This is a genomic window from Halorubrum sp. GN12_10-3_MGM (assembly GCF_005435235.1).
GTDB classification, from domain to species: Archaea; Halobacteriota; Halobacteria; order Halobacteriales; family Haloferacaceae; genus Halorubrum; species Halorubrum ezzemoulense.
Genome location: NZ_SGUB01000010.1, coordinates 47,573 through 66,403, shown reverse-complemented (window position 1 = coordinate 66,403; position 18,831 = coordinate 47,573). Strand labels below are relative to the sequence as shown.

Sequence of the window (18,831 nt, the reverse complement as noted above, 5' to 3'; positions counted from 1 at the left end):
CTGCGAAACCCCGGCACGGCTCCCTCGAATGGAAGGGCTTTTAATTGGGGACAGGGTACGTGGAGACGCGACAGAACACCGCGAGCGTGGGTAGCCAAGCCAGGCCAACGGCGCAGCGTTGAGGGCGCTGTCCTGTAGAGGTCCGCCGGTTCAAATCCGGTCCCACGCATCGCTCGGGGCACACCCCCACCGATGCCGGTGTTGTCTCTACGACAGCACCCACGCACAATTCCTTTCGATGCTACGTAAGAAGTGACGACTACGATCGGAATGCTACGGTGGTGAACTGCCCCAAAGCCCCGGCCGCTCGGTTATAAATCGTTACTCGTGGACCGGCGGCGACCACCTCCAAAGCCCCAGTCGCGAGGGCGGCGCACGCTCGCTGCGCTCCTCGTTCGTTTGCTTCGCTCACTCACTACGGTGTTTACGTCGCCTGCGCCGCCCTCGCGACTGCCCCTTTGAGTCCCGCCCAGCACAGCACCGCGCCTCACGCCTCCCCAGCCTCGTCACCGGACGACGTCCGGTTGTAAGCGAGAGCGGGGCTCTCGCCCTGTCGGTGGTCCGGAGCGAAGCGGAGGACCACCGACTCCCTCGCGCGTGCTGGCTTCGCGGCCGCCGGGGGCGGTCGATCGCAGGCACGCGCCACCGCATCGGCTGTTTGTTGCTGATTGTCGCCTCGCCCGCGCGAACTGCCACCCTTTTAGTCGCGCGCCGTCGGAGTGTGGCGTAATGAGTACGGACGCGACCCCCGAGTACGACTACGAGGAACTGGGGCTCGTCGCCGGGCTGGAGATCCACCAGCAGCTCGACACCGAGACCAAGCTGTTCTGCGACTCCCCGACCGTCGAGCGCGACCCCGACGAGTCCGACCGGTCGATCACCCGACAGCTCCACCCGACGAAGAGCGAACTGGGCGAGCTGGACGACGCCGCGATGGAAGAGAGCCGCGTCGACCGCGAGTTCACCTATCTCGCGTACGACACGACCTGCCTCGTCGAGGAGGACGACGAACCGCCCCGCCGCGTCGACGGCGAGGCGCTCTCCGTGGCGCTCCAGATCGCCGACCTGCTCGACCTCTCGGTCGTCGACCAGGCGCACGTCATGCGGAAGCTCGTCATCGACGGCTCGAACACCTCCGGCTTCCAGCGCTCGATCCTCCTCGGGCAGGACGGCGAGATCGAGACGGAGTCCGGGTCGGTGTCGGTCGTCGACCTCATGCTCGAAGAGGAGTCCGCGAAGCGCGTCGAAGAGACGGACGACGGCGTCGTCTACTCGCTCGACCGGCTCGGCGTCCCCCTCGTCGAGATCGGGACGGGCCCGGACATCCGCAGCCCGGAGGGCGCGCGGCAGGCCGCCGAGCGCATCGGGATGCTGCTTCGCTCGACGGGTGCGGTCAAGCGCGGGCTCGGCACCATCCGGCAGGACGTGAACGTCTCCATCGCCGACGGCGCGCGCGTCGAGGTGAAGGGCGTTCAGGACCTCCAAGGGATCGAGGACATCGTCCGCGGCGAGGTGGGCCGACAGGCGGAGCTGCTCGAAATCCGCGACGAACTCCGCGAACGCGACGCGAGCGTCGGCGACGTGACGGACGCGACCGACGTCTTCGCCGACACCGAGTCGGGCGTCATCCGCGGCGCGCTCGACTCTGGCGGGAAGGTCACCGCGGTCCCGCTGTTCGGGTTCGACGGCCTCGTTGGCCGCGAACTCCAGCCCGACCGCCGGCTCGGCACGGAGCTGTCGGACCACGCGAAGCGCCACGGCGCGGGCGGCATCTTCCACACCGACGAACTGCCGGCGTACGGCGTCACCGAGGCGGAGGTCGACGCGCTACGCGATGCGGTCGGCGCGGGCGAGGCGGACGCGGTCGCCGTCGTCGCGGCCGACCCGGAGACCGCCGACCTCGCGATCGAGGCGGCCGCGGAGCGCGCCGAGGCCGCGATGGAGGGCGTCCCCGAGGAGACCCGCGGCGCGAACGACGACGGCACGACCCGCTACCTCCGCCCCCTCCCGGGCGCCGCGCGGATGTACCCCGAGACGGACGTGCCGCCGGTGGAACCGGACCCCTCGGACGTGGAGACGCCGGAACTCCTCGACGAGAAGGCCGAACGGTACGCCGACGAGTTCGGCCTCGACGCCGGGCTCGCCGAGCAGGTCGCGTTCGGCCAGCGGTTCCCGCTGTTCGAGGCGGCGGTCGACCGCGGCGTCGACCCCACCTTCGCTGCGACGACGCTGGAGTCGACGACGACGGAGATCCGGCGCGACGGCGCGCCCGTCGAGCACCTCACCGACGACCACTTCCTCGCGCTGTTCGACCTCGTCGAGTCGGGCGACCTCGCGAAGGAGGGCGTCCCCGAGGTGCTGACGACGCTCGCCGAGGACCCCGATCTGACGGCGAGCGAGGCCGTCGAGGCGGCGGGCCTCTCGGGCGTGAGCGAGGCGGAGGTCCGCGAGGCGGTCGTCGAGGTCGTCGAGCGCAATGCCGACCAGATCGAGGCCGAGGGGATGGGGGCGTTCTCCGGGCTGATGGGCGAGGCGATGGGCGCGCTCCGCGGGAAGGCTGACGGGGAGGTCGTCTCCGACGTGCTTCGCGAGGAGATCGGCAAGCGCTCGTAACGCGTTCCGCGCGTCCCACACCGGTTAGGCCCCCTCTTTACGTGGCGCGAGTCCGTTATCGGAATTGAGGGTCATCTGATGGCAGACTCGCCTGTGGTCGACCAGTCGGACGATTCGTCCGCGTCGGACCGCGCGCCCGACCCGGCCGAGACGCAGACGGTCAGCGGCCGCGTCTCGGAGGTGACGAACCGCTTCGTTCACGCCGTCGAACTCGCCGCCGCGGCGCTGTTCGCGCTCCTGTTTGGTATCGGCGTCGTCGACCTCGCGATCCAGATCGTTGAGTCCGTCCCGACGGGAGAGATCACGAACCCGGAAGTGGTCATCGGCTTCATCGAGACGGGCCTCCTGCTGCTCATCATCGTCGAGGTGTACCAGACGGTCGTCGCGTACATCGAACAGAGCGACACCAGGCGGATCGTCAGGCTGGTGATCTACACCGGCGTCATCGCGATGGTCCGGAAGGTGATCATCTTCCGCACCACCGAGTACCCCTCGACGCAGGACGCGCTGTTCGCCGCCGTCTCCTACGGGACCGTAATGCTCGGGCTCGTGCTGCTGTTGTACGTCGAGCGCTCTGTCGGCGCCTCGCTGACGCCCGAGTGAGCCGCCGTCACTCGGTCAGCTCCTCGATCAACGTGTCGAGGTCGTACGTCGCCGGCGCGCGCGGCTCGTCGCGCAGCGCCGCGATGGTGAACGTCGAGTTCGTGCGCTCGACCTCGGGGATCGCCTCGAAGTCGCTGATGAGCCGCTCGACGGTGTCCGACGAGGAGAGTCGCGCGAGGACGACGAAGTCTGTCTCGCCCATCGTGAAGAACGCCTCCGTGACGCCCTCCACCGCCAGCAGCTCGTCCGCGAACTCCTCGTACGGACCCTCGTAGCTCGCGAGCACCTCGACGATGACGGTGACGCCGAGCCCAAGCGCCTCGTGGTCGAGGTCGTACAGGTCGTTCTCGATGACGCCGTCCTCCCGGAGGTTGTTCAGTCGGTAGTGGATCGTCGACACCGGAATCCCGGTCTCCTCGTGGAGCCGCTCCGGGCTCCCGGTACCGAGATCGGATATCGCCTTCAACAGCCGCACGTCGCGCTCGTCCATACCCCCGGATCGACCCCCGACCGGTTGTATATGTCGACCGACAGGGTTGGAGGATACTCCAAGATGTCGGCGCCGTTCGGGGCTCGAATCGGATCTAATTCGTATGTCTGATTCTTCGTTTCGAATAACGCACTATCCGAGAGAATAGTTTAACTACGTCTGCGTCTTTCGAATTCATAACCAGTGAATCTCAGAAACCTCCTCTCTACTCCGGAAGCGGTCGTCGCCGCGTTCCTGCTGCTCGCAACGCTCTGGGGCACGTCTTTCGTCGCGATCGAGGCCGGCCTCCACTACTTCCCGCCGCTGTTGTTCGCCGGCGTCAGGTACGTCGTCGCCGGCGCGGTCGTGCTGGGCTACGCCGCGGTCGCCGCGGACCGGTGGATCCCGCGGGGCCGCGACGAGTGGCTCGGCGTCGCCGTCGCGGGCACGTTCGTGATCGCGGCGTATCACGGGTTCCTCTACCTCGGCGAGATCCGGATCTCCGGCGCGGTCGCCGCGGTCGTCGTGAGCCTCTCGCCGGTGTTGACTGCCGTCTTCGCGGCCGCGCTCCTCCCGAACGAACGCCTCGGCCCCGTCGAAATCGGCGGGTTCGCGCTCGGCGTCATCGGCGTGGCCGTGATCGCCGACCCGGCCGCGGCCGGGCTGGGCAGCGCGGCGGTCGTCGGCGTCGCGCTCGCGTTCGCCGGCGCGGCCGCCTTCTCTCTGGGCGCCGTCCTGCTGCGCCCGCTCCGCACCGACCTCCCGATCGCCGCGCTTCAGGGCTGGGCGATGGTGATCGGAGCCGGGCAGCTGCTCGTCGCGGCCGCCGCGATCGGCGAGTCGCCCGCCGCGATCGCCTGGAACCAGACGGCGATCGCCTCGCTCGCGTATCTGACGCTGCTCTCCGGCGTGGTCGCGTTCCTCCTGTACTTCGCGCTGCTCGACGCGGTCGGCCCGTCGCAGCTCCACCTCGTCGGCTACGCCGAGCCCGTCGTCGCCGCGGTCGGTAGCTGGGCCCTGCTCGGTCACCTCGTCGACGCCGAGGCGCTGATCGGGTTCGTCGCGATCCTCGCCGGCTTCCTCGTCTTAGAGCGCCGCGAGATCGCCGACTACGTCGGCGTCGACCGGTTGCGAGAGTAGCGGCTCACGGAGACGCCTCTCGCGGGTTCCGGTCGTTCACCCCTCGCGGATTTCGGCGACTCACCCCTCCACGTCTCGGCTCAGCCCCGCGCGGAGGTCGCGGCCGAAGTAGTGGCCGAGCAGCGCGAGCACCAGCCCGACGCCCCCGCCGACCGCGACGAGCGGGAGCCCCCACTGCGAGAGGTAGTCGATCCCGATCGGGAGGAAGCCGACGCCGAGGACGCTCGTCACCGCGCTCGCCGCGCCCGCGGCGGCGCCGGCGGTCCCGGTCTCGACGTAGCGGCGCGCCGATAGCACAAGGCCGAGCAGGAACGCGGCGACGAACACGCCGCCCGCGGTCCCGACCGTCCCGCCGATGAGCGGGATCAGGCCGCCGACGAACACGCCGACCGCGACCGCGACGAGCGCGAGACCGAACGCCTTCGCCGAGAACCACCGCCCCGAGACGCCGACCCGGCCGGCGTCCCCGGAGCCGGCCTCGCTCCCCGCCGTCGGCTCGGCGCTCGCGGCCCCGCCGGCGTCGGCCTCTGACTCTCCCTCGCCGCCCGCGAGGTCGTCGTCGAGGAGGTCGTCGAGGTCGTCCATCGGGTCGTCGGACGACTCGCGCTCCTTGGAGGGTTGCATACCGGACCGTTCGGGCCCGCGGACTTGGCTTTTGTGCCGCGAGCGGTGTCGTCACGCTTTCCGCGCGCGGTCGCGTGCCACGCGCTACCGTTCGCCGTTTCACCGGAAACGCGGTGTGGCCCGGCGCGGTCGCGGCCGCTACCCGTCGCCGCCCGACCGCCGCCCGCCCCACACGCGCTTGTCGACGAGCGCGACCGTCATCGGGCGGTCGACCGCGATCTGACAGGAGAGCCGCGGGTAGCCGAACCGGTCGGCGAGGCGGTCGTGCCACTGGTCGGCCGGCGGCCCCTCTCGGACGCGGACGCCGCAGGTGGCGCAGATCCCCCGCCCCCCGCAGTTGAGCCGGCGCGTCGCGGACGCGTACGGCGACAGGCCGGCGTCGAGCATGACCCGCCGGAGGTTGCGACCGCGCTCCACGGCGAGTTCGACGCGGTCGTCGCCGTCGACGACGACGAGCGGGACCGTCTCGGACCCGCTCCCTGACCGTCCGCCGGCGTCCTCGTCGGGTTCGTCCTCGGTCATCGGCGTCCCTTCGCGCGCCGCACACAAAGCGTCCCGGACCCGGAACGGCTTTCGGCCCGGGCGTCGGAACGGGCGACATGGACACGCGGCGCGCGCTGCTCGACGCCCTCGCTGCCGACGACGGCCCCGTCTCCGGGCCCGCCCTCGCCGAGTCGCTCGGCGTCTCCCGGGCGGCCGTCTGGAAGGCGGTCGAGGGGCTCCGCGAGGACGGGTTCGCGGTCAAGTCGACCGCGGCGGGGTACGTCGCCCCCGACGAGCCGGGGTACTCCGGACCGGGGATCGCGTTCGGCCTCGACGCACCCTACTCCGTGGAGTATCACGACCGGATCGCGTCGACGAACGAGCGGGCCCGGGAGCTCGCGGCAGAAGGGGAGACCGACGTCGCCGTAGTCGCCGACGAACAGACCGGGAGCCGCGGCCGCCTCGACCGCGAGTGGGTCGCGCCGAGCGGCGGGGTCTGGCTGTCGGTCCTCACCCGGCCGGACGTGCCGACCGCGCGGGCGCCGCTCTTCACCCTCGCGGCCGCGGTGGCGACGACCGACGCCGCCCGCGAGGCCGGCGTGGACGCGCGGATCAAGTGGCCGAACGACGTGCTCGTCGGGGGCGACGGAAGCGGCTCCGAAGTGCCAGATCCCGACACCCCCGGCCGCGGCGGCCCGAAGCTGGCGGGGATCTTGACGGAGATGGAGGGGGAGGCCGACCGGGTCGGCTGGCTCGTCGTCGGCGTCGGCGTCAACGCCAACCTCGACCCCGAGACGCTGCCCGCGGGCGCGACGTCGCTTTCGGCGGAGCGCGGCGGCCCGATCGACCGGCGGCGGTTCGCCGCGACGTTGCTCGAACGTTACGCGGAACTGACCGCCTCGCCCGGCGCGCTCGACGAGGTCCTCCCCGCGTGGCGCGAGCGGGCGAGCACGCTCGGGCGGCGCGTCCGGGTCGACACCGCCGAGGGGGTCGTGGAGGGCACCGCGGTCGACGTGACGGAGCCGGGTGCGCTCGTGGTCGACACCGACGAGGGCCGGCGGCGCGTCCACGCGGGCGACTGTGAACACCTCCGCGACGCGGCCTGACCTCCGCGACGCGGCCTGACCTCCGCGACGCGGCCTGACCTCCGCGACGCGGCCTGACCTCCGCGACGCGGCCTGACCTCCGCGACGCGGCCTGACCTCCGCGACGCGGCCTGACTCCCAGCCGACGCGCCGCGGCTCGCTACCCCGTCTCCGTCGCGTCGGAGACGGACCCGTCCGCGTCGGCCCCGGCGGCGCCCGTCTCGCCCGCGGTCGCGGTCTCGCCCGCGGTCGCCGCGTCCTCGTCGTCGCCGATCCGGACGGTCAACACCGGCACCGACGACCTCCGGACCACCTTCTCGGCGACGCTACCGAGGAGGAGGCGGTCGATCCCGCCGCGCCCGTGGGTCCCCATCACGACGAGGTCGCAGCCCGTCCGTTCGGCGTGGGTGATGATCTCGCGGCTCGGCGAGCCGTCGACGACGGACGTCTCGACGTCGACGCCGCGGTCGGCGGCGAGTTCGCACACCGTCTCGAGCGCCGCCTCGCCGTCGTCGTACAGCAGGTCGCCCACCCCCTCCCACGTCGTCTCCATCGGCATCCCGGCGTACCGCGCGGTGTCGACCACGTATATCGCGCGCACCGACGCCCCGTGGACCGCGGCGAGGTCGAGCGCGTGACACACCGCTAACTCCCCCTCCGAGGAGCCGTCGGTCGGGACCAGAATCCGGTCGTATAGGGGCATGTTCACGTGTAGCATGACGACCGGGACGGATAACCCTTTGTTCTTGCCGGTTTCTCGCCGCCGTCCGGTGGCGTCCGGGCCGAGCGCGCGCTTATACTCTCTCGCACGACGGGTCGGTATGTCCGACGAGATCAACCGCTCCCGCCCCGAATCGACGCTCGCCGACCGCGCGTACCCCGCCGACCGCGGAGCGCTCGCCGACTCGTTCGCAGGCACGACGGTGTTGTTCGCCGACGGCGACGCCGACCTCGGCGACCTCCTGGCCGAGGTCGACCAGGCGAGGTTCGAGGGCGCCGCCGACGCGCACGCCGCGCTCCAGAAGGTCCTCCCGATCGAGGCGCTCGGGGAGCCCGGGCAGTCCGACGGCGACGCGTAGATCGGGCCTCCCGCGACGGCTCGCGGCCGGCCCCCTCCCTCGTCACCGATCCCCACGCCACGGCGCGTCTCGCATCGCTTTTGGCGCCGCGCCGCGCAGCGGTGGTAATGAGCTATCGGATCGGTCTCGTCGGCAAGCCCTCGGTGGGCAAGTCGACGTTCTTCAACGCCGCGACGATGAACGACGTACCGGAGGGGGCGTACCCGTTCACAACCATCGACCCGACCGTCGGCGAGGCGTACGTCCGCGTCGACTGCGCCGCGCCCGAGTTCGACGAGACCTGTACGCCGAGCGTCGGCGTCTGCCGCGAAGGGACGCGGTTCGTCCCCGTGAAGCTGGTCGACGTGGCCGGGCTCGTCCCGGGCGCCCACGAGGGCCGCGGGCTCGGCAACCAGTTCCTCACCGACCTCAACGAGACCGACGTGCTGATCCACGTCGTCGACTTCTCGGGGAAGACCGACATCGAGGGCGAGGCGACCGAGGGCCACGACCCCCGTGAGGACATCGACTTCTTAGAGGAGGAGCTCGACGCGTGGTACCTCGACGTGTTGGAGAAGGGCTTAGAGAAGTTCGAGACGCGGTATCACGGCGCCGACGCGGCCATCGAGGCGGAGCTCGCCGACCAGATGTCCGCGTTCGGGACCGACAAAGACCGGATGAAACGCACCATCCTCGCGCAGGACCTCGAACTCGACCCCGAGACGTGGGACGAGACGGACAAGGTCGAACTGGCCCGCGAGATCCGCAAGCGCACGAAGCCGATGGTGATCGCCGCCAACAAGATGGACACCCCCGAGGCGCAGGCGAACTGGGCGGAGATCACGAGCGACCCCGACTACGACCACCTCTCGTTCGTCCCCGCGAGCGCCCACGCGGAGAAGGCGCTGAAGAACGCCGACGACGCCGGCGTCGTCGACTACACGCCCGGCGACGACGCGTTCGAGGTCGTCGGCGACGTCTCCGGGGAGCAGAAGGCCGGCCTCGACCAGATCTCCGAGTTCGTCGACGAGTACGACGGCACGGGCGTCCAGGGCGCGCTCGAGTCCGCCGTCTTCGACGTGCTGGGCTGTATCGCCGTCTTCCCCGGCTCCGCGAACGGGAGCAAAGACGAGAAGGGAGTCTTCCGCGACTGCTTCATCCTCCCCGAGGGGTCGACGACGGAGGACTTCGCGTACCACATCCACTCGGACATCGGCGAGGGGCTGCTCCACGGCACCGACTGCCGGAGCGGCCGGCAGGTGGGCACCGACCGCGAGCTCTCCCACCGCGACGTGATCGAACTGGTCTCGACGAAGCAGGCCGCGCCGTAGCCGCTCCGACGAGGCCGCCGACCCCGCTGGCCGCTCTTCCGAACGACCTCTGTGCGTCCGGCCGGTCACGATACGATATCGCGGACCGCGTCGGGAACGTCGGCCCGGTCGACCTCCCGAACGGACAAGCCCTCGACCTCGGTCGCTCCGTACTTGTACCCCGACCCCGTCAGGATCGCGGCCACGTCGTCGTCGGGGCCGAACTCGCCCACCGCGGCGAGCTCTCGCACGGCGGCCGTCGCCACCGCGCACGACGGCTCGACGGAGACTCCGGCGTCGGCCGCGAGCCGGTCAGTCTCGGCCAGCATCGACTCCTCCGAGACGGAGACGACGCCGCCGTCTGTCGCCCGGACGGCGGCCAGCGCGCGGTTCCCGCTCGGCGGGTCGGCGTTGTTGATCGAGACGGCCGCGGTCGGCTCGCCCGCGACGGGTTCGACGCGGGAGTCTCCCCGCCGGAACGCCCGCGCGATCGGGTCACAGCGGGCGGCCTGCGCGAGGTAGATCCGCGGGATCGACGGGAGCACTCCCGCCGCGTCCAGCTCTCGGAGCGCCTTCCAGACGCCGCTCGCCTGTCCGCCGCTGCTGACCGGCAGGACGATCGCGTCGGGCGCGTCGGGAGCGAACGCCTCGCAGATCTCGTACGCCACCGTCTTCTGGCCGGCGACCCGGAGCGGGGCGTCGGAATTGAGGAAGGCGACCCCGAGGTCGTGGTCGAGCGTGTCCTCGTAGAGCCGCCCGTACTCCCCCCGGACCCGGAACAGGTGCGGGTCGTGCTGGGCGATCATCGCGAGCCGCGAGTCCGGCGTGTCCTCGGCGACGAGGATCGCGGCCTCCCGGTCCAGCGCCGCCGCGTGCGCGGCGACGCTCAGTGCCATGTTGCCGTGCGAGACCGTCCCGACCGGGCCGTCGATGCGGGCCATCCCGACGGCCGTCCCCCGGTCCTTGAAGCTCCCCGTCGGGTTGGTCCCCTCGACCTTGAGGTGGACCCGCGGCCCGTCCGCCGGCTCGATCGACGGCGCGCGGAACAGCGGCGTGCCCCCGGCGGCCGCGGCGAGGCCGCTCGGAACGGTCGCCGCGGGTAGGACGGGCTCGTACCGCCAGAGGGAGTCTCGCCCGAGCCGCAGGCCACCGCCGCCGCTCGCCTCGGGCCACGAGAACCCGGTCCCGTGCGTGTCGAACCAGAGCGGCTCGCCGCACGCGCAGCGGGCCGCCTCGCCGGCGGGGTACGTCTCGCCGCAGTCGTAACAGACCAGTCGTTCCATACGCCACGGTCTCGGTCGCGACACAAATCGTTGGTCACGGGCGGGCGCCGCGACCGCGGCAGCGCCCGGGGGTTCCCTCGTCTTTTTTGAGTCGCGGCCACACCGGTCACGCATGGGTACGTCAGGCGAGTTCGGCGAGTTCGGCGGCCGACACGTCCCGGAACCGCTGGAGGAACCGTTGGCGGAGCTGGCGGCGGCCTACGAGGAGGCCGTCGCCGACGACGAGTTCATGGCGGAGTTCCGTGACCTGCTCGAACACTTTGCGGGGCGGCCGACGCCCGTCTTCTACGCGGAGACGCTCAGCGAGCGGTACGGCGCGGACATCTACCTCAAACACGAGGACCTCCTCCACGGCGGGGCGCACAAGCTCAACAACACGCTCGGGCAGGCGCTGCTGGCCAAGCGGGCCGGGAAGGACCGCCTGATCGCGGAGACCGGGGCGGGGCAGCACGGCACCGCGACGGCGATGGTCGGCGCCCTGCTGGACCTCGACACGACCGTGTACATGGGCCGGCACGACATGCAGCGACAGGAGATGAACGTGTTCCGGATGCGGCTCATGGGCGCGGACGTGGAGCCGGTCGACCGCGGCAACGAGGGGCTCGCGGAGGCGGTCGACGCCGCGTTAGAGGACTTCGCCGAGAACGTCGACTCGACGCACTACCTCGTCGGCAGCGTCGTGGGGCCCGACCCGTTCCCGCGGATGGTCCGCGAGTTCCAGTCCGTCATCGGGACCGAGGCCCGCGAGCAGATCCAAGAGCGCCACGGCGACCTCCCCGACGCGTGCGTCGCCTGCGTGGGCGGCGGGTCGAACTCGATCGGCCTCTGGCACGCGTTCAAGGATGACGACGTGATGTTCTACGGCGCCGAGCCGGGCGGCACCGACGACGCGAACCACTCGGCCCCGCTCTCGAAGACGAAACAGGAGGAGCCGCGGATCTTCCAGGGGATGAAGACGAAGACGATCGGCGACGACACCGAGAACCACTCCGTCTCCGCCGGGCTCGACTACCCCGCCATCGGGCCGGAGCACGCCGCGCTCCAGGAGATGGGCCGCGCGGAGTACCACGCGGTCTCCGACGACGAGGCGCTGGCCGCGTTCCGCGAACTGAGCGAGGCCGAGGGGATCATCCCGGCGCTGGAGCCGGCCCACGCCCTCGCGCTGACCGCCAAGCTCGCCGAGGAGGACCGACACGACACGCTGTTGGTCAACCTCTGCGGGCGCGGCGACAAGGACATGCAGACGGCGGCGGAGCACTTCGATCTCTCCGGGTGAGGTCACCTCTCCGGGTGAGACTCTCCCGCCCGATTGACCCCTTCCGGCGCGGCGCTCAGAGCTCCTTCTCGAAGTGGACGAGTTCGTACGCGCCGGCGGTCGAGGTGTCCGTCCGCTCGTATCCCCGACTCGCGTAGAAGTCGAGCGCCGCGGGCTGGCGCGTCGAGGTCGTCGCGAGGAGCGTCTCGAACCCACCGGAGGCCGCCCGCCGCTCCAGCTCGTCGAGCAGCGCCCGTCCGTAGCCGCGCCGCTGATACGGCGGCGCGACGCGCATCCGGTGGAGCTCCGCGGCGCCGGGGCGGTCGCGCTCGTCGCCGTGCCCGGCCTCGTTGGGCACGTAGCCGCCCATCGCGGCGAGCGTCCCGTCGTGGGTCGCCAGTTGGTCCGGGGCCCGTGACGCCGCCGAATCCACCGACTGCCGCTCCGGCGACGGATCGTCCGGCGACTGGTCGGCGTCGACGGCGTCGACGACGCCGACGACGAACGCGCCCCCCGCGTCGAGGTACGACGCCGCCACGGACCGCAGGTCGTCGGTGCCGGGGATGTCGGACGGGTCGACCCCGGTCTCCCGCATCGCCCACTCGTGAAGCGCCCACACGGCCGCGTCGTCCCGCGGGTCGTACGACCGGAGCGAGAGTTCGTTCGCGTCCACGACGAACCGTGACGGCGCGTCCGGCTTGAAGACACGGATCGCGGGGGGCGCGCTCGCTCTCTGAGCGTCGACGTTACCGCACATCCGCGCTCGACGCGTCCGCGCTCAGCGCGTCGACCCTACTCACCGCCAGCGATCTCTTCGAGGCGCTCCGTCCCGGCCTTGACGTGGCCCCCGTGGAAGCAGACCGTCTCCGCCACGTCCCGGTCGGCGAGGACCGCGACGCTCTCCAGCGCGGTGTCGAGGTCCGGGGTCATCTCCGGGCTGAGCCCGGCGAGTTCGCCGTCGGCGACGGTGAGCGCGTCGGCGCTGACGAGCAGCTCGGCGTCGGGGAAGTACGCCGACACGTGCCCCGGACTGTGGCCGGGGGTCGGGACGACCTCCGTCGGACCGGCCGCCGTCGCGAACGTCTCGCCCCCGGTCAGGCGGACGTCGACGGTCGCCGGTTCGATCGCCGTCGGCCGCTCCTCGCTCGACTTGACGAGCTCCTTGTCGCCCTCCAGGTACAGGGCCTCTGCCTCGTGGGCGAACACGGCGGAGCCGGTCCGGTCGACCACGGCCGCCAGACAGCCGGCGAGGTCGAGCTCCTAATGCGTGACGAGGACGCCCCGCGCGTCGTCGAGGGACAACCCCTTGTCCGCGAGCGCGTCTCCGAGGACGCCGACCTCGTCGGGCAGGCCAACGTCGATCAGGAGGAGTCCCTGCGGGGTCTCGACCGCGGTGGGAGTGAGTGTCGCTTCCCGGCCGTCCAGCGATACGTGTAGGGGGAGTGCGCGTACGCCCGGCGCGAGTTCCATGGCGAACGCTGGTCGCCGATCGAGTTCAAGCGGGCGAGCCTCGACGGACTCACTCGGGCGCCGGGAGCTCCTCGGCGACGTTCACGTCGTGTCCGGCGACGTACCCGTTCAGCTTGGCGGCGAGCGGCGACTCTCGCAGCTCGGCGCCGTCGTATCCGGCCGCGTCGAACGGCTCAATTAGTGACGAGGCGGACCTGAGCCTGTACTTCTGGTGGTAGTCCTCCGCGGGAGAGAACCGCGACAGCCGCTCGACGCGCGTGTCGATCCCGTCGGCGGTGAGTCCCCGCGCCGAGAGGAACTCGTCGAGGGCCTCCCGCTGGGCCGCGCGCTCGACGAGGACGACGTTCTGGTACTGCGTCTTCCGGGACTGCCGCCGCGGGTCGTGCGCCGCGAACACCCGTTCCAGCACATCCCGGTACGATATCGTTTCGGGGTCGAAATCGACCTGAACCACCTCCGTGTGGTCGCCCAGCGAGTGGTACGTCGGGTCACGTTTGGTCCCACCCGCGTACCCCGCGCGGGTGCGGACGACGCCCTCCACCGCGCCGAACTGCGCGTCCGGGCCCCAGAAGCAGCCGACGCCGAACGTCGCCGTCTCGGTCTCGCCGGCGTCGGCCGCGCGGCGGTCGTACTCGCGTACCTGTGTCCGTGTGAGTTCCATGGGTGCCACCTGTCTGTAGAGCCGCCGGAGCGCGGTTCGCGGGTCGGACCGCATCGCCCGTGTCTCGGGCTCGCAGACGGATACATTGCGCGCCGCCCCACGTCGATCGTCTCGTTCGGCCGGGACCCAAACCACTTGAGGTGGGGCCGCGTCGCGGCGGACATGAGCGCTCACTCGACCGAACCGGCCCGCCTCGAATTCGGCGTCCTCGGTACCGCGGGAATCGCCGACAAGGCCGTCGTCCCGGCGATCGCCGCGAGCGACCACGCCGTCGGCGCGGTCGCGTCCCGGGACGCCGACCGCGCGGCGTCGTTCGCCGCCCGCCACTCGATCCCCCGCAGTTACGGCACCTACGAGGCACTGCTCGACGACGACGCCATCGACGCGGTGTACGTCCCGCTCCCCAACGGGCTCCACGGTGAGTGGACGAAACGCGCCGCGGACGCCGGGCTCGCCGTCCTCTGCGAGAAGCCGCTGGCCGCCGACGCCGCCGAGGCGCGAGCGGTCGCCGACCACTGCGACCGCCGCGGCGTCACCCTGATGGAGGCGTTCATGTACCGGTACCACCCCCGGACCGAGCGCGCCGTCGAGCTCGCCGCGACGGAACTCGACGACGTGCGCACGGTGACCGCGACGTTCCGGTTCCCGCTGTCCGACCGCCCGAACGACGTTCGGCTCGACCCGGAGCTCGCCGGCGGGTCGCTGATGGACATCGGCTGCTACCCCATCTCGCTGGCTCGCACCGTCCTCGGCGCTCCCGACCGGGCGTACGCCCACACGGGGGACACCCGCGACGCGGGCGTCGACACCGAACTCGCAGGCGTGCTGGCGTACGGCGACGGCCGGTCGGCCCGGGTCGCCTCCGGGTTCGACACCCGCCACGTCGAGCGGTACCGCGTGGACGCGACGAACGGGTGGGTCGCGGTCGAGAACGCCTTCGACGCCCCGGCCGACGAGCGGCTGGAACTGGAGTACGAGATCGACGGCCGTCGCGGGGTCGAGACGTTCCCGGCGGTCGATCAGTACCGGCTTCAGGTCGAGCACTTCGCCGACCGCGTGGCCGGCGACGCGACCCCCGTGACCGACGGCGCGTCGGCCGTTGCGAACATGCGGATCCTCGACGCGCTGTCGGAGAGCGCCGCGAACGGTTCTCCGATCGACCTCTGACTCGGATCGCTTGGGGTACAGATCGCCGTCGCTCCGGCGGCCGTGGCGCTCGGTTCGACGTTCGCCCCGCCTACGCGACAATCTCGTCGGTGATCGCCGGCGTGTCCATCGCGTTCGCGATCGGGCTGATCACCCGGTACGTCCCCCGTTGGCCACCGTCGGAGGAGTCGTCCCAGTGAGGCGTGAACGGCTTGTCTTCGGCGTGCGGGCTGTCTTCTAGCATCGCTCGGGGCGCACCCCCGGCCAGGTAGACGTCGAAGGAGTTCGACTCGAACTCCGTCCAGAAGTTACTCTTGTGGAACGGGAACAACACGCGGACGTAGTAGTCCTTCCGTATCTCGCGTTTCTTCACCTCGTTGTTGTACCAGCCAATCACGTCGAAGTGGGTACACACCGCCTTCTCCGCGCCCGTGTAGGGGAACGACGACCGGACCTCCACGGCGGCGCTCTCGCCGCGGCCGCGGTCGACGGTGATGTCGACCTGTTCCTGTGGGGTGTCCCACTCGTCGTCTTGGAACACGTCCGCGCCCGTGTCGCGCCGCTCGGCCGTTCGGGTGAGCCAGTCTTTCCACACCCACTCCGCCAGCACTCCCGAGATACCGTCGACGCTCTGCGTGTCGGCCGACCTGCCGCGGGAGCTATCCCGGGCCATCCGTCCGTCGGAGCCCTCAGCGAGACGCTCCCCGTCGTCTCGTAGCTCGTCGAGCAGCGCGCGGTCCTCGCCGCCGTAGTCGAACCGATACCGAACGCAGTCGAAGCCGCCGTGCCCGTCGCAGTCTATCGTTTCCGTCGTGATGTCCATCGACGTTCCGTCTAAACAGTCAGCTATCTTATAGAGATATCGCCGGTCGTGAGGCGGTGGCCTTATCCCCGGCAGCTACCTCCCCCCGGTAACCGATCGATATGCCTGCGGACGATATCACGGAGCCCCCCGAACACGCCGTCTCCTCGCCGAACACACCGATGTACAACATGGTTCGGTTCTGGGGGCGGAAGCCACAGAACCTCGTCACGAGCTACATCGAGCAGTTCACCGACGAGGGGGAGACGGTGCTGGACCCGTTCTCCGGGAGCGGCGTCACCGCCTTGGAGGCGCTCCGGGCGGACCGTCGCGGTATCTACAACGACCTGAACCCGCTGTTCCGCCACATCGCCCGCACGACCGCCGCTCACGTGGACTTGGACGAACTCGAAGACGGGTTCGACACCGTGATGGAGAACCTCCGGTACCGGCGCCACGAGGTCGGCGGCGCCGACGGCGACGCGCAGCGGTCATTCCGGTGGCTCTACGAGACGACGTGCCGGAACTGCGGCCACGAACGGGCGCGGACGCTCGAAACGACCGCGACTCGGGTGTACTCGCCCAGTCCGGGGCAAGCGAGCGAGCCGATATCCGGCGACGGGACGCTCGATGCCCTCGCGACGGAAATCTACGATCAGCTCAGCGAGGCCGAGCGCCTCTCGCACGACGCGTTGGTGGAGCGCATCGACTTAGACGAGTTCGGCGACGCGCGCAAGTCGGAGATAACGCGGGCGATCAACCAGCGGCTGTTCGAAAACGGGTACATCCGGATCGAGGAGGACGTTCCGAACGAGCTCAAGTACGTCTGTCCGGAGTGCGACGCGAGTGAAACGGTCCCGCTGGACGAGGCGGACGAGGCCAAACTCGACCGGATCGGCGAGCTCTCGCCCCCCTATTACTACCCCGACAACGAGCTGGTGTACCCCAACGGACAGGACTTCTACACGAGTCGTCCGGGGACCGAGCGCGTCGACAAGCTGTTCACCGACCGGAATCTGATCGCGCTGTCTATCCTCCGGCACGAGATACACCGGCTGGAAACACAGGGATTTGACCGGACCGTCGTCGACGCCCTCCTGCTCACTTTCGTCGCCATTCTCGAACACGTGAGCCGGATGCAGCGGCCGAACAAGAAGGGCTGGGCGGCGAAGAACTACGTCATCCACCCGGAGAACCTCGAACTCAACGTCGCGCACGCGTTCCGGAACCGGTTCTCGACCGTGCTCGACGGCATGCGCGAGGCGAACGACGAACTGAACGGGGGCGACCCCGTGGGAGACCGAGGGAGGTTCATCCAGGGAGACGCGCGCGACCTCCCGGTCGACGACCAGTCGGTACAGTACGTGTTCACCGATCCCGAGTACGGCGACGCCGTCCAGTACTTCGAGCTCAGCTACATGGCGAACAGCTGGCTGGACAGCAGCGTCAACTGGGAGGACGAAATCGTCGTCAATCCGCGCCAAGAGAAGCCGCGGGAGCGCTACGAGGAGATGCTCGCGGCGGCGTTCGAGGAGGTGTTCCGAGTGCTCGAGAGCGGCGGACATCTGACGGTCACGTTCCACAGCAGCGAACTCAAATACTGGAACTCCCTGATGCACGCGATCCAGCAGGCCGGGTTCGACTACGTCGACGCGGTCTATCAGGTTCCCGCACAGGAGTACACGAACTGGATCAACCGCCGGAAGCCGGGGACGATGAACGGCGACATCTACATCACGTTCCGGCGACCGGAGACCCGGGAACAGCCCGAACTGGACTTCGGTGACATTCAGGCGGTCCGGGAGTCCATCTTGGAGGAGGCGAAGCGCGTCATCCGGCTCCACGACGGCCGCGCGACGTACGATCAGCTGGTCCGCGGGGTGACGCTGCGGCTCATCGAGGACAACAGGATGCACTCCGAACAGGTGCGCGACTTCGACTATCGCCGCCTCTTCGACGATTACCTCGAACGCACCGCCGACGGCGACGCGTGGACGACCGCCGACTGGGCGGCGACCGACGAGGTCGAGTACATCCCGCTCCAGCGCCGCATCAGGTGGCTGATCGAATCCGTCTACGCGGGGAAGGAGGGGTCCGCCGCCACGCTCGATGAGATCCTCTCGCGGATCTTCACGAGCCTCAAGGACGCGCAGACGCCGGAGAACCAAGAGATATTGGACGTATTACAGTCGACTGCTGAGCCGGTCGAGAAAGACGGCGTCGTCTACTGGCGGCGACGCGACTCGTACCAGCAGACGCTCGCCGGAAACACCTTGGCCGAGGAGGAAGGCCTGGTCGACACGGAAACGCAGCGCGAGCAGCTGGAACTGGACCACGACCGGATCATCAACCGACTCGCCGAGTTCGGCAAGTCCGTCGGCTACGACGCGTGGATCGGGGACCCGGAGACCGATCGCAGCGAGGTCCTCCGCGATACGCAGACGCGGCTGCGGATACCCGGCGACTTCTCCGACACCGTTCGCGAGCGGCTCAGGAACGTCGACCTGATCTGGTTCGACGGCGAGACGCCGGTCGCGATGTTCGAGGTGGAGCACTCGACGGACCCGCAGGACGGAATCGTTCGCATGGGGAACGCGTACGCGGAAACCGGCGCGACGCCCCGGGCCGTGTCCGTCGTCCCCGACAACCGATACGATCGATGGGAGAAGGCCGTCACGCAGCCCGCCCTCGACGAGTTGACCGACGACAACCCGTTCCGCTGTCTCACGTATTCGAAGCTGATCGAGCTCCTCAGCGGGCGCCGGTCGCCCGCGGAGCGGGGCGAAGAACGGCTGTTCGAACTCGCGACGACGCCGCCCTGACTCGGTG

19 protein-coding genes and 1 tRNA gene are annotated in these 18,831 nt (G+C 70.2%); 11 read left to right on the top strand and 9 right to left on the bottom strand.

Features of this window, described 5'->3' with window-relative positions:
- The first annotated feature begins 84 nt into the window (after positions 1-84).
- The 3 genes from EXE47_RS09440 to EXE47_RS09430 all read left to right on the top strand — a co-directional run bounded on the left by EXE47_RS09440 (position 85) and on the right by EXE47_RS09430 (position 3,216).
- A tRNA-Leu gene (locus EXE47_RS09440) sits at positions 85-169 on the top strand.
- A 560-nt stretch (positions 170-729) separates the two neighbouring features.
- Entirely contained in the window at positions 730-2,613 is a 1,884-nt protein-coding gene (gene gatE / locus EXE47_RS09435) for a Glu-tRNA(Gln) amidotransferase subunit GatE (protein ID WP_137708237.1), read from the top strand.
- Positions 2,614-2,691: 78 nt separating this feature from the next.
- Entirely contained in the window at positions 2,692-3,216 is a 525-nt protein-coding gene (locus EXE47_RS09430; protein WP_049929353.1) for a phosphate-starvation-inducible PsiE family protein, read from the top strand.
- Positions 3,217-3,223: 7 nt separating this feature from the next.
- Here EXE47_RS09430 and EXE47_RS09425 read toward each other — a convergent pair whose 3' ends face one another.
- The gene (locus EXE47_RS09425) at positions 3,224-3,706 is read right to left on the bottom strand and encodes an Lrp/AsnC family transcriptional regulator (protein WP_049929354.1); all 483 of its coding nucleotides are present in this window, start codon (positions 3,704-3,706) and stop codon (positions 3,224-3,226) included.
- Between the two features lie 183 nt (positions 3,707-3,889).
- Between EXE47_RS09425 and EXE47_RS09420 the strand changes: the two genes are divergently transcribed.
- The gene (locus tag EXE47_RS09420; RefSeq protein ID WP_049929356.1) at positions 3,890-4,825 is read left to right on the top strand and encodes a DMT family transporter; all 936 of its coding nucleotides are present in this window, start codon (positions 3,890-3,892) and stop codon (positions 4,823-4,825) included.
- Between the two features lie 60 nt (positions 4,826-4,885).
- Here EXE47_RS09420 and EXE47_RS09415 read toward each other — a convergent pair whose 3' ends face one another.
- Both EXE47_RS09415 and EXE47_RS09410 read right to left on the bottom strand, forming a co-directional pair.
- The gene (locus EXE47_RS09415; protein WP_049929357.1) at positions 4,886-5,449 is read right to left on the bottom strand and encodes a hypothetical protein; all 564 of its coding nucleotides are present in this window, start codon (positions 5,447-5,449) and stop codon (positions 4,886-4,888) included.
- A gap of 138 nt (positions 5,450-5,587) precedes the next feature.
- A complete protein-coding gene (locus tag EXE47_RS09410; protein ID WP_049929359.1) occupies positions 5,588-5,971 on the bottom strand; it encodes a 2Fe-2S iron-sulfur cluster-binding protein in 384 nt (127 codons plus the stop codon).
- A 77-nt stretch (positions 5,972-6,048) separates the two neighbouring features.
- On the opposite strand from EXE47_RS09410, the gene EXE47_RS09405 reads away from it, so the two are divergent.
- Entirely contained in the window at positions 6,049-7,038 is a 990-nt protein-coding gene (locus EXE47_RS09405) for a biotin--[acetyl-CoA-carboxylase] ligase (RefSeq protein ID WP_137708236.1), read from the top strand.
- A gap of 139 nt (positions 7,039-7,177) precedes the next feature.
- Here EXE47_RS09405 and EXE47_RS09400 read toward each other — a convergent pair whose 3' ends face one another.
- Positions 7,178-7,720 (bottom strand): universal stress protein, encoded by a 543-nt coding sequence (locus tag EXE47_RS09400; protein ID WP_137708235.1) that lies wholly within the window; start codon positions 7,718-7,720, stop codon positions 7,178-7,180.
- A 118-nt stretch (positions 7,721-7,838) separates the two neighbouring features.
- Here EXE47_RS09400 and EXE47_RS09395 point away from each other — a divergent pair, with 118 nt between their 5' ends.
- Both EXE47_RS09395 and EXE47_RS09390 read left to right on the top strand, forming a co-directional pair.
- Positions 7,839-8,096 carry a hypothetical protein gene (locus EXE47_RS09395; protein WP_094495297.1) on the top strand — a complete coding sequence of 86 codons (258 nt, stop codon included), beginning with the start codon at positions 7,839-7,841 and terminating at the stop codon, positions 8,094-8,096.
- A gap of 107 nt (positions 8,097-8,203) precedes the next feature.
- Entirely contained in the window at positions 8,204-9,406 is a 1,203-nt protein-coding gene (locus tag EXE47_RS09390) for a redox-regulated ATPase YchF (RefSeq protein ID WP_137708234.1), read from the top strand.
- 65 nt (positions 9,407-9,471) lie between these two features.
- Here EXE47_RS09390 and EXE47_RS09385 read toward each other — a convergent pair whose 3' ends face one another.
- Complete coding sequence (locus EXE47_RS09385) at positions 9,472-10,668, bottom strand: pyridoxal-phosphate dependent enzyme (RefSeq protein ID WP_137691097.1); 1,197 nt, start codon at positions 10,666-10,668, stop codon at positions 9,472-9,474.
- 112 nt (positions 10,669-10,780) lie between these two features.
- Here EXE47_RS09385 and trpB point away from each other — a divergent pair, with 112 nt between their 5' ends.
- On the top strand, positions 10,781-11,944 hold the full coding sequence (gene trpB / locus EXE47_RS09380) for a tryptophan synthase subunit beta (RefSeq protein ID WP_094495299.1): 1,164 nt from the start codon (positions 10,781-10,783) through the stop codon (positions 11,942-11,944).
- A 55-nt stretch (positions 11,945-11,999) separates the two neighbouring features.
- Here the strand turns inward: trpB and EXE47_RS09375 are convergent, their stop codons facing one another.
- A complete protein-coding gene (locus tag EXE47_RS09375) occupies positions 12,000-12,596 on the bottom strand; it encodes a GNAT family N-acetyltransferase (RefSeq protein WP_086220053.1) in 597 nt (198 codons plus the stop codon).
- Positions 12,597-12,715: 119 nt separating this feature from the next.
- On the bottom strand, positions 12,716-13,162 hold the full coding sequence (locus EXE47_RS18940; protein WP_256370618.1) for an MBL fold metallo-hydrolase: 447 nt from the start codon (positions 13,160-13,162) through the stop codon (positions 12,716-12,718).
- 24 nt (positions 13,163-13,186) lie between these two features.
- Between EXE47_RS18940 and EXE47_RS19360 the strand changes: the two genes are divergently transcribed.
- On the top strand, positions 13,187-13,360 hold the full coding sequence (locus EXE47_RS19360) for a hypothetical protein (RefSeq protein ID WP_233127176.1): 174 nt from the start codon (positions 13,187-13,189) through the stop codon (positions 13,358-13,360).
- A gap of 82 nt (positions 13,361-13,442) precedes the next feature.
- On the opposite strand, the gene EXE47_RS09365 is transcribed toward EXE47_RS19360, so the two are convergent.
- Entirely contained in the window at positions 13,443-14,054 is a 612-nt protein-coding gene (locus tag EXE47_RS09365; RefSeq protein WP_049930071.1) for a peptide-methionine (S)-S-oxide reductase, read from the bottom strand.
- Between the two features lie 162 nt (positions 14,055-14,216).
- Between EXE47_RS09365 and EXE47_RS09360 the strand changes: the two genes are divergently transcribed.
- The gene (locus tag EXE47_RS09360) at positions 14,217-15,221 is read left to right on the top strand and encodes a Gfo/Idh/MocA family protein (RefSeq protein ID WP_137708233.1); all 1,005 of its coding nucleotides are present in this window, start codon (positions 14,217-14,219) and stop codon (positions 15,219-15,221) included.
- A gap of 70 nt (positions 15,222-15,291) precedes the next feature.
- Here EXE47_RS09360 and EXE47_RS09355 read toward each other — a convergent pair whose 3' ends face one another.
- Positions 15,292-16,023, bottom strand: coding sequence for a hypothetical protein (locus tag EXE47_RS09355; RefSeq protein ID WP_089307559.1), 732 nt, complete (start codon positions 16,021-16,023; stop codon positions 15,292-15,294).
- 101 nt (positions 16,024-16,124) lie between these two features.
- On the opposite strand from EXE47_RS09355, the gene EXE47_RS09350 reads away from it, so the two are divergent.
- A complete protein-coding gene (locus tag EXE47_RS09350; RefSeq protein ID WP_137708232.1) occupies positions 16,125-18,824 on the top strand; it encodes a DNA methyltransferase in 2,700 nt (899 codons plus the stop codon).
- Positions 18,825-18,831 lie beyond the last annotated feature (7 nt).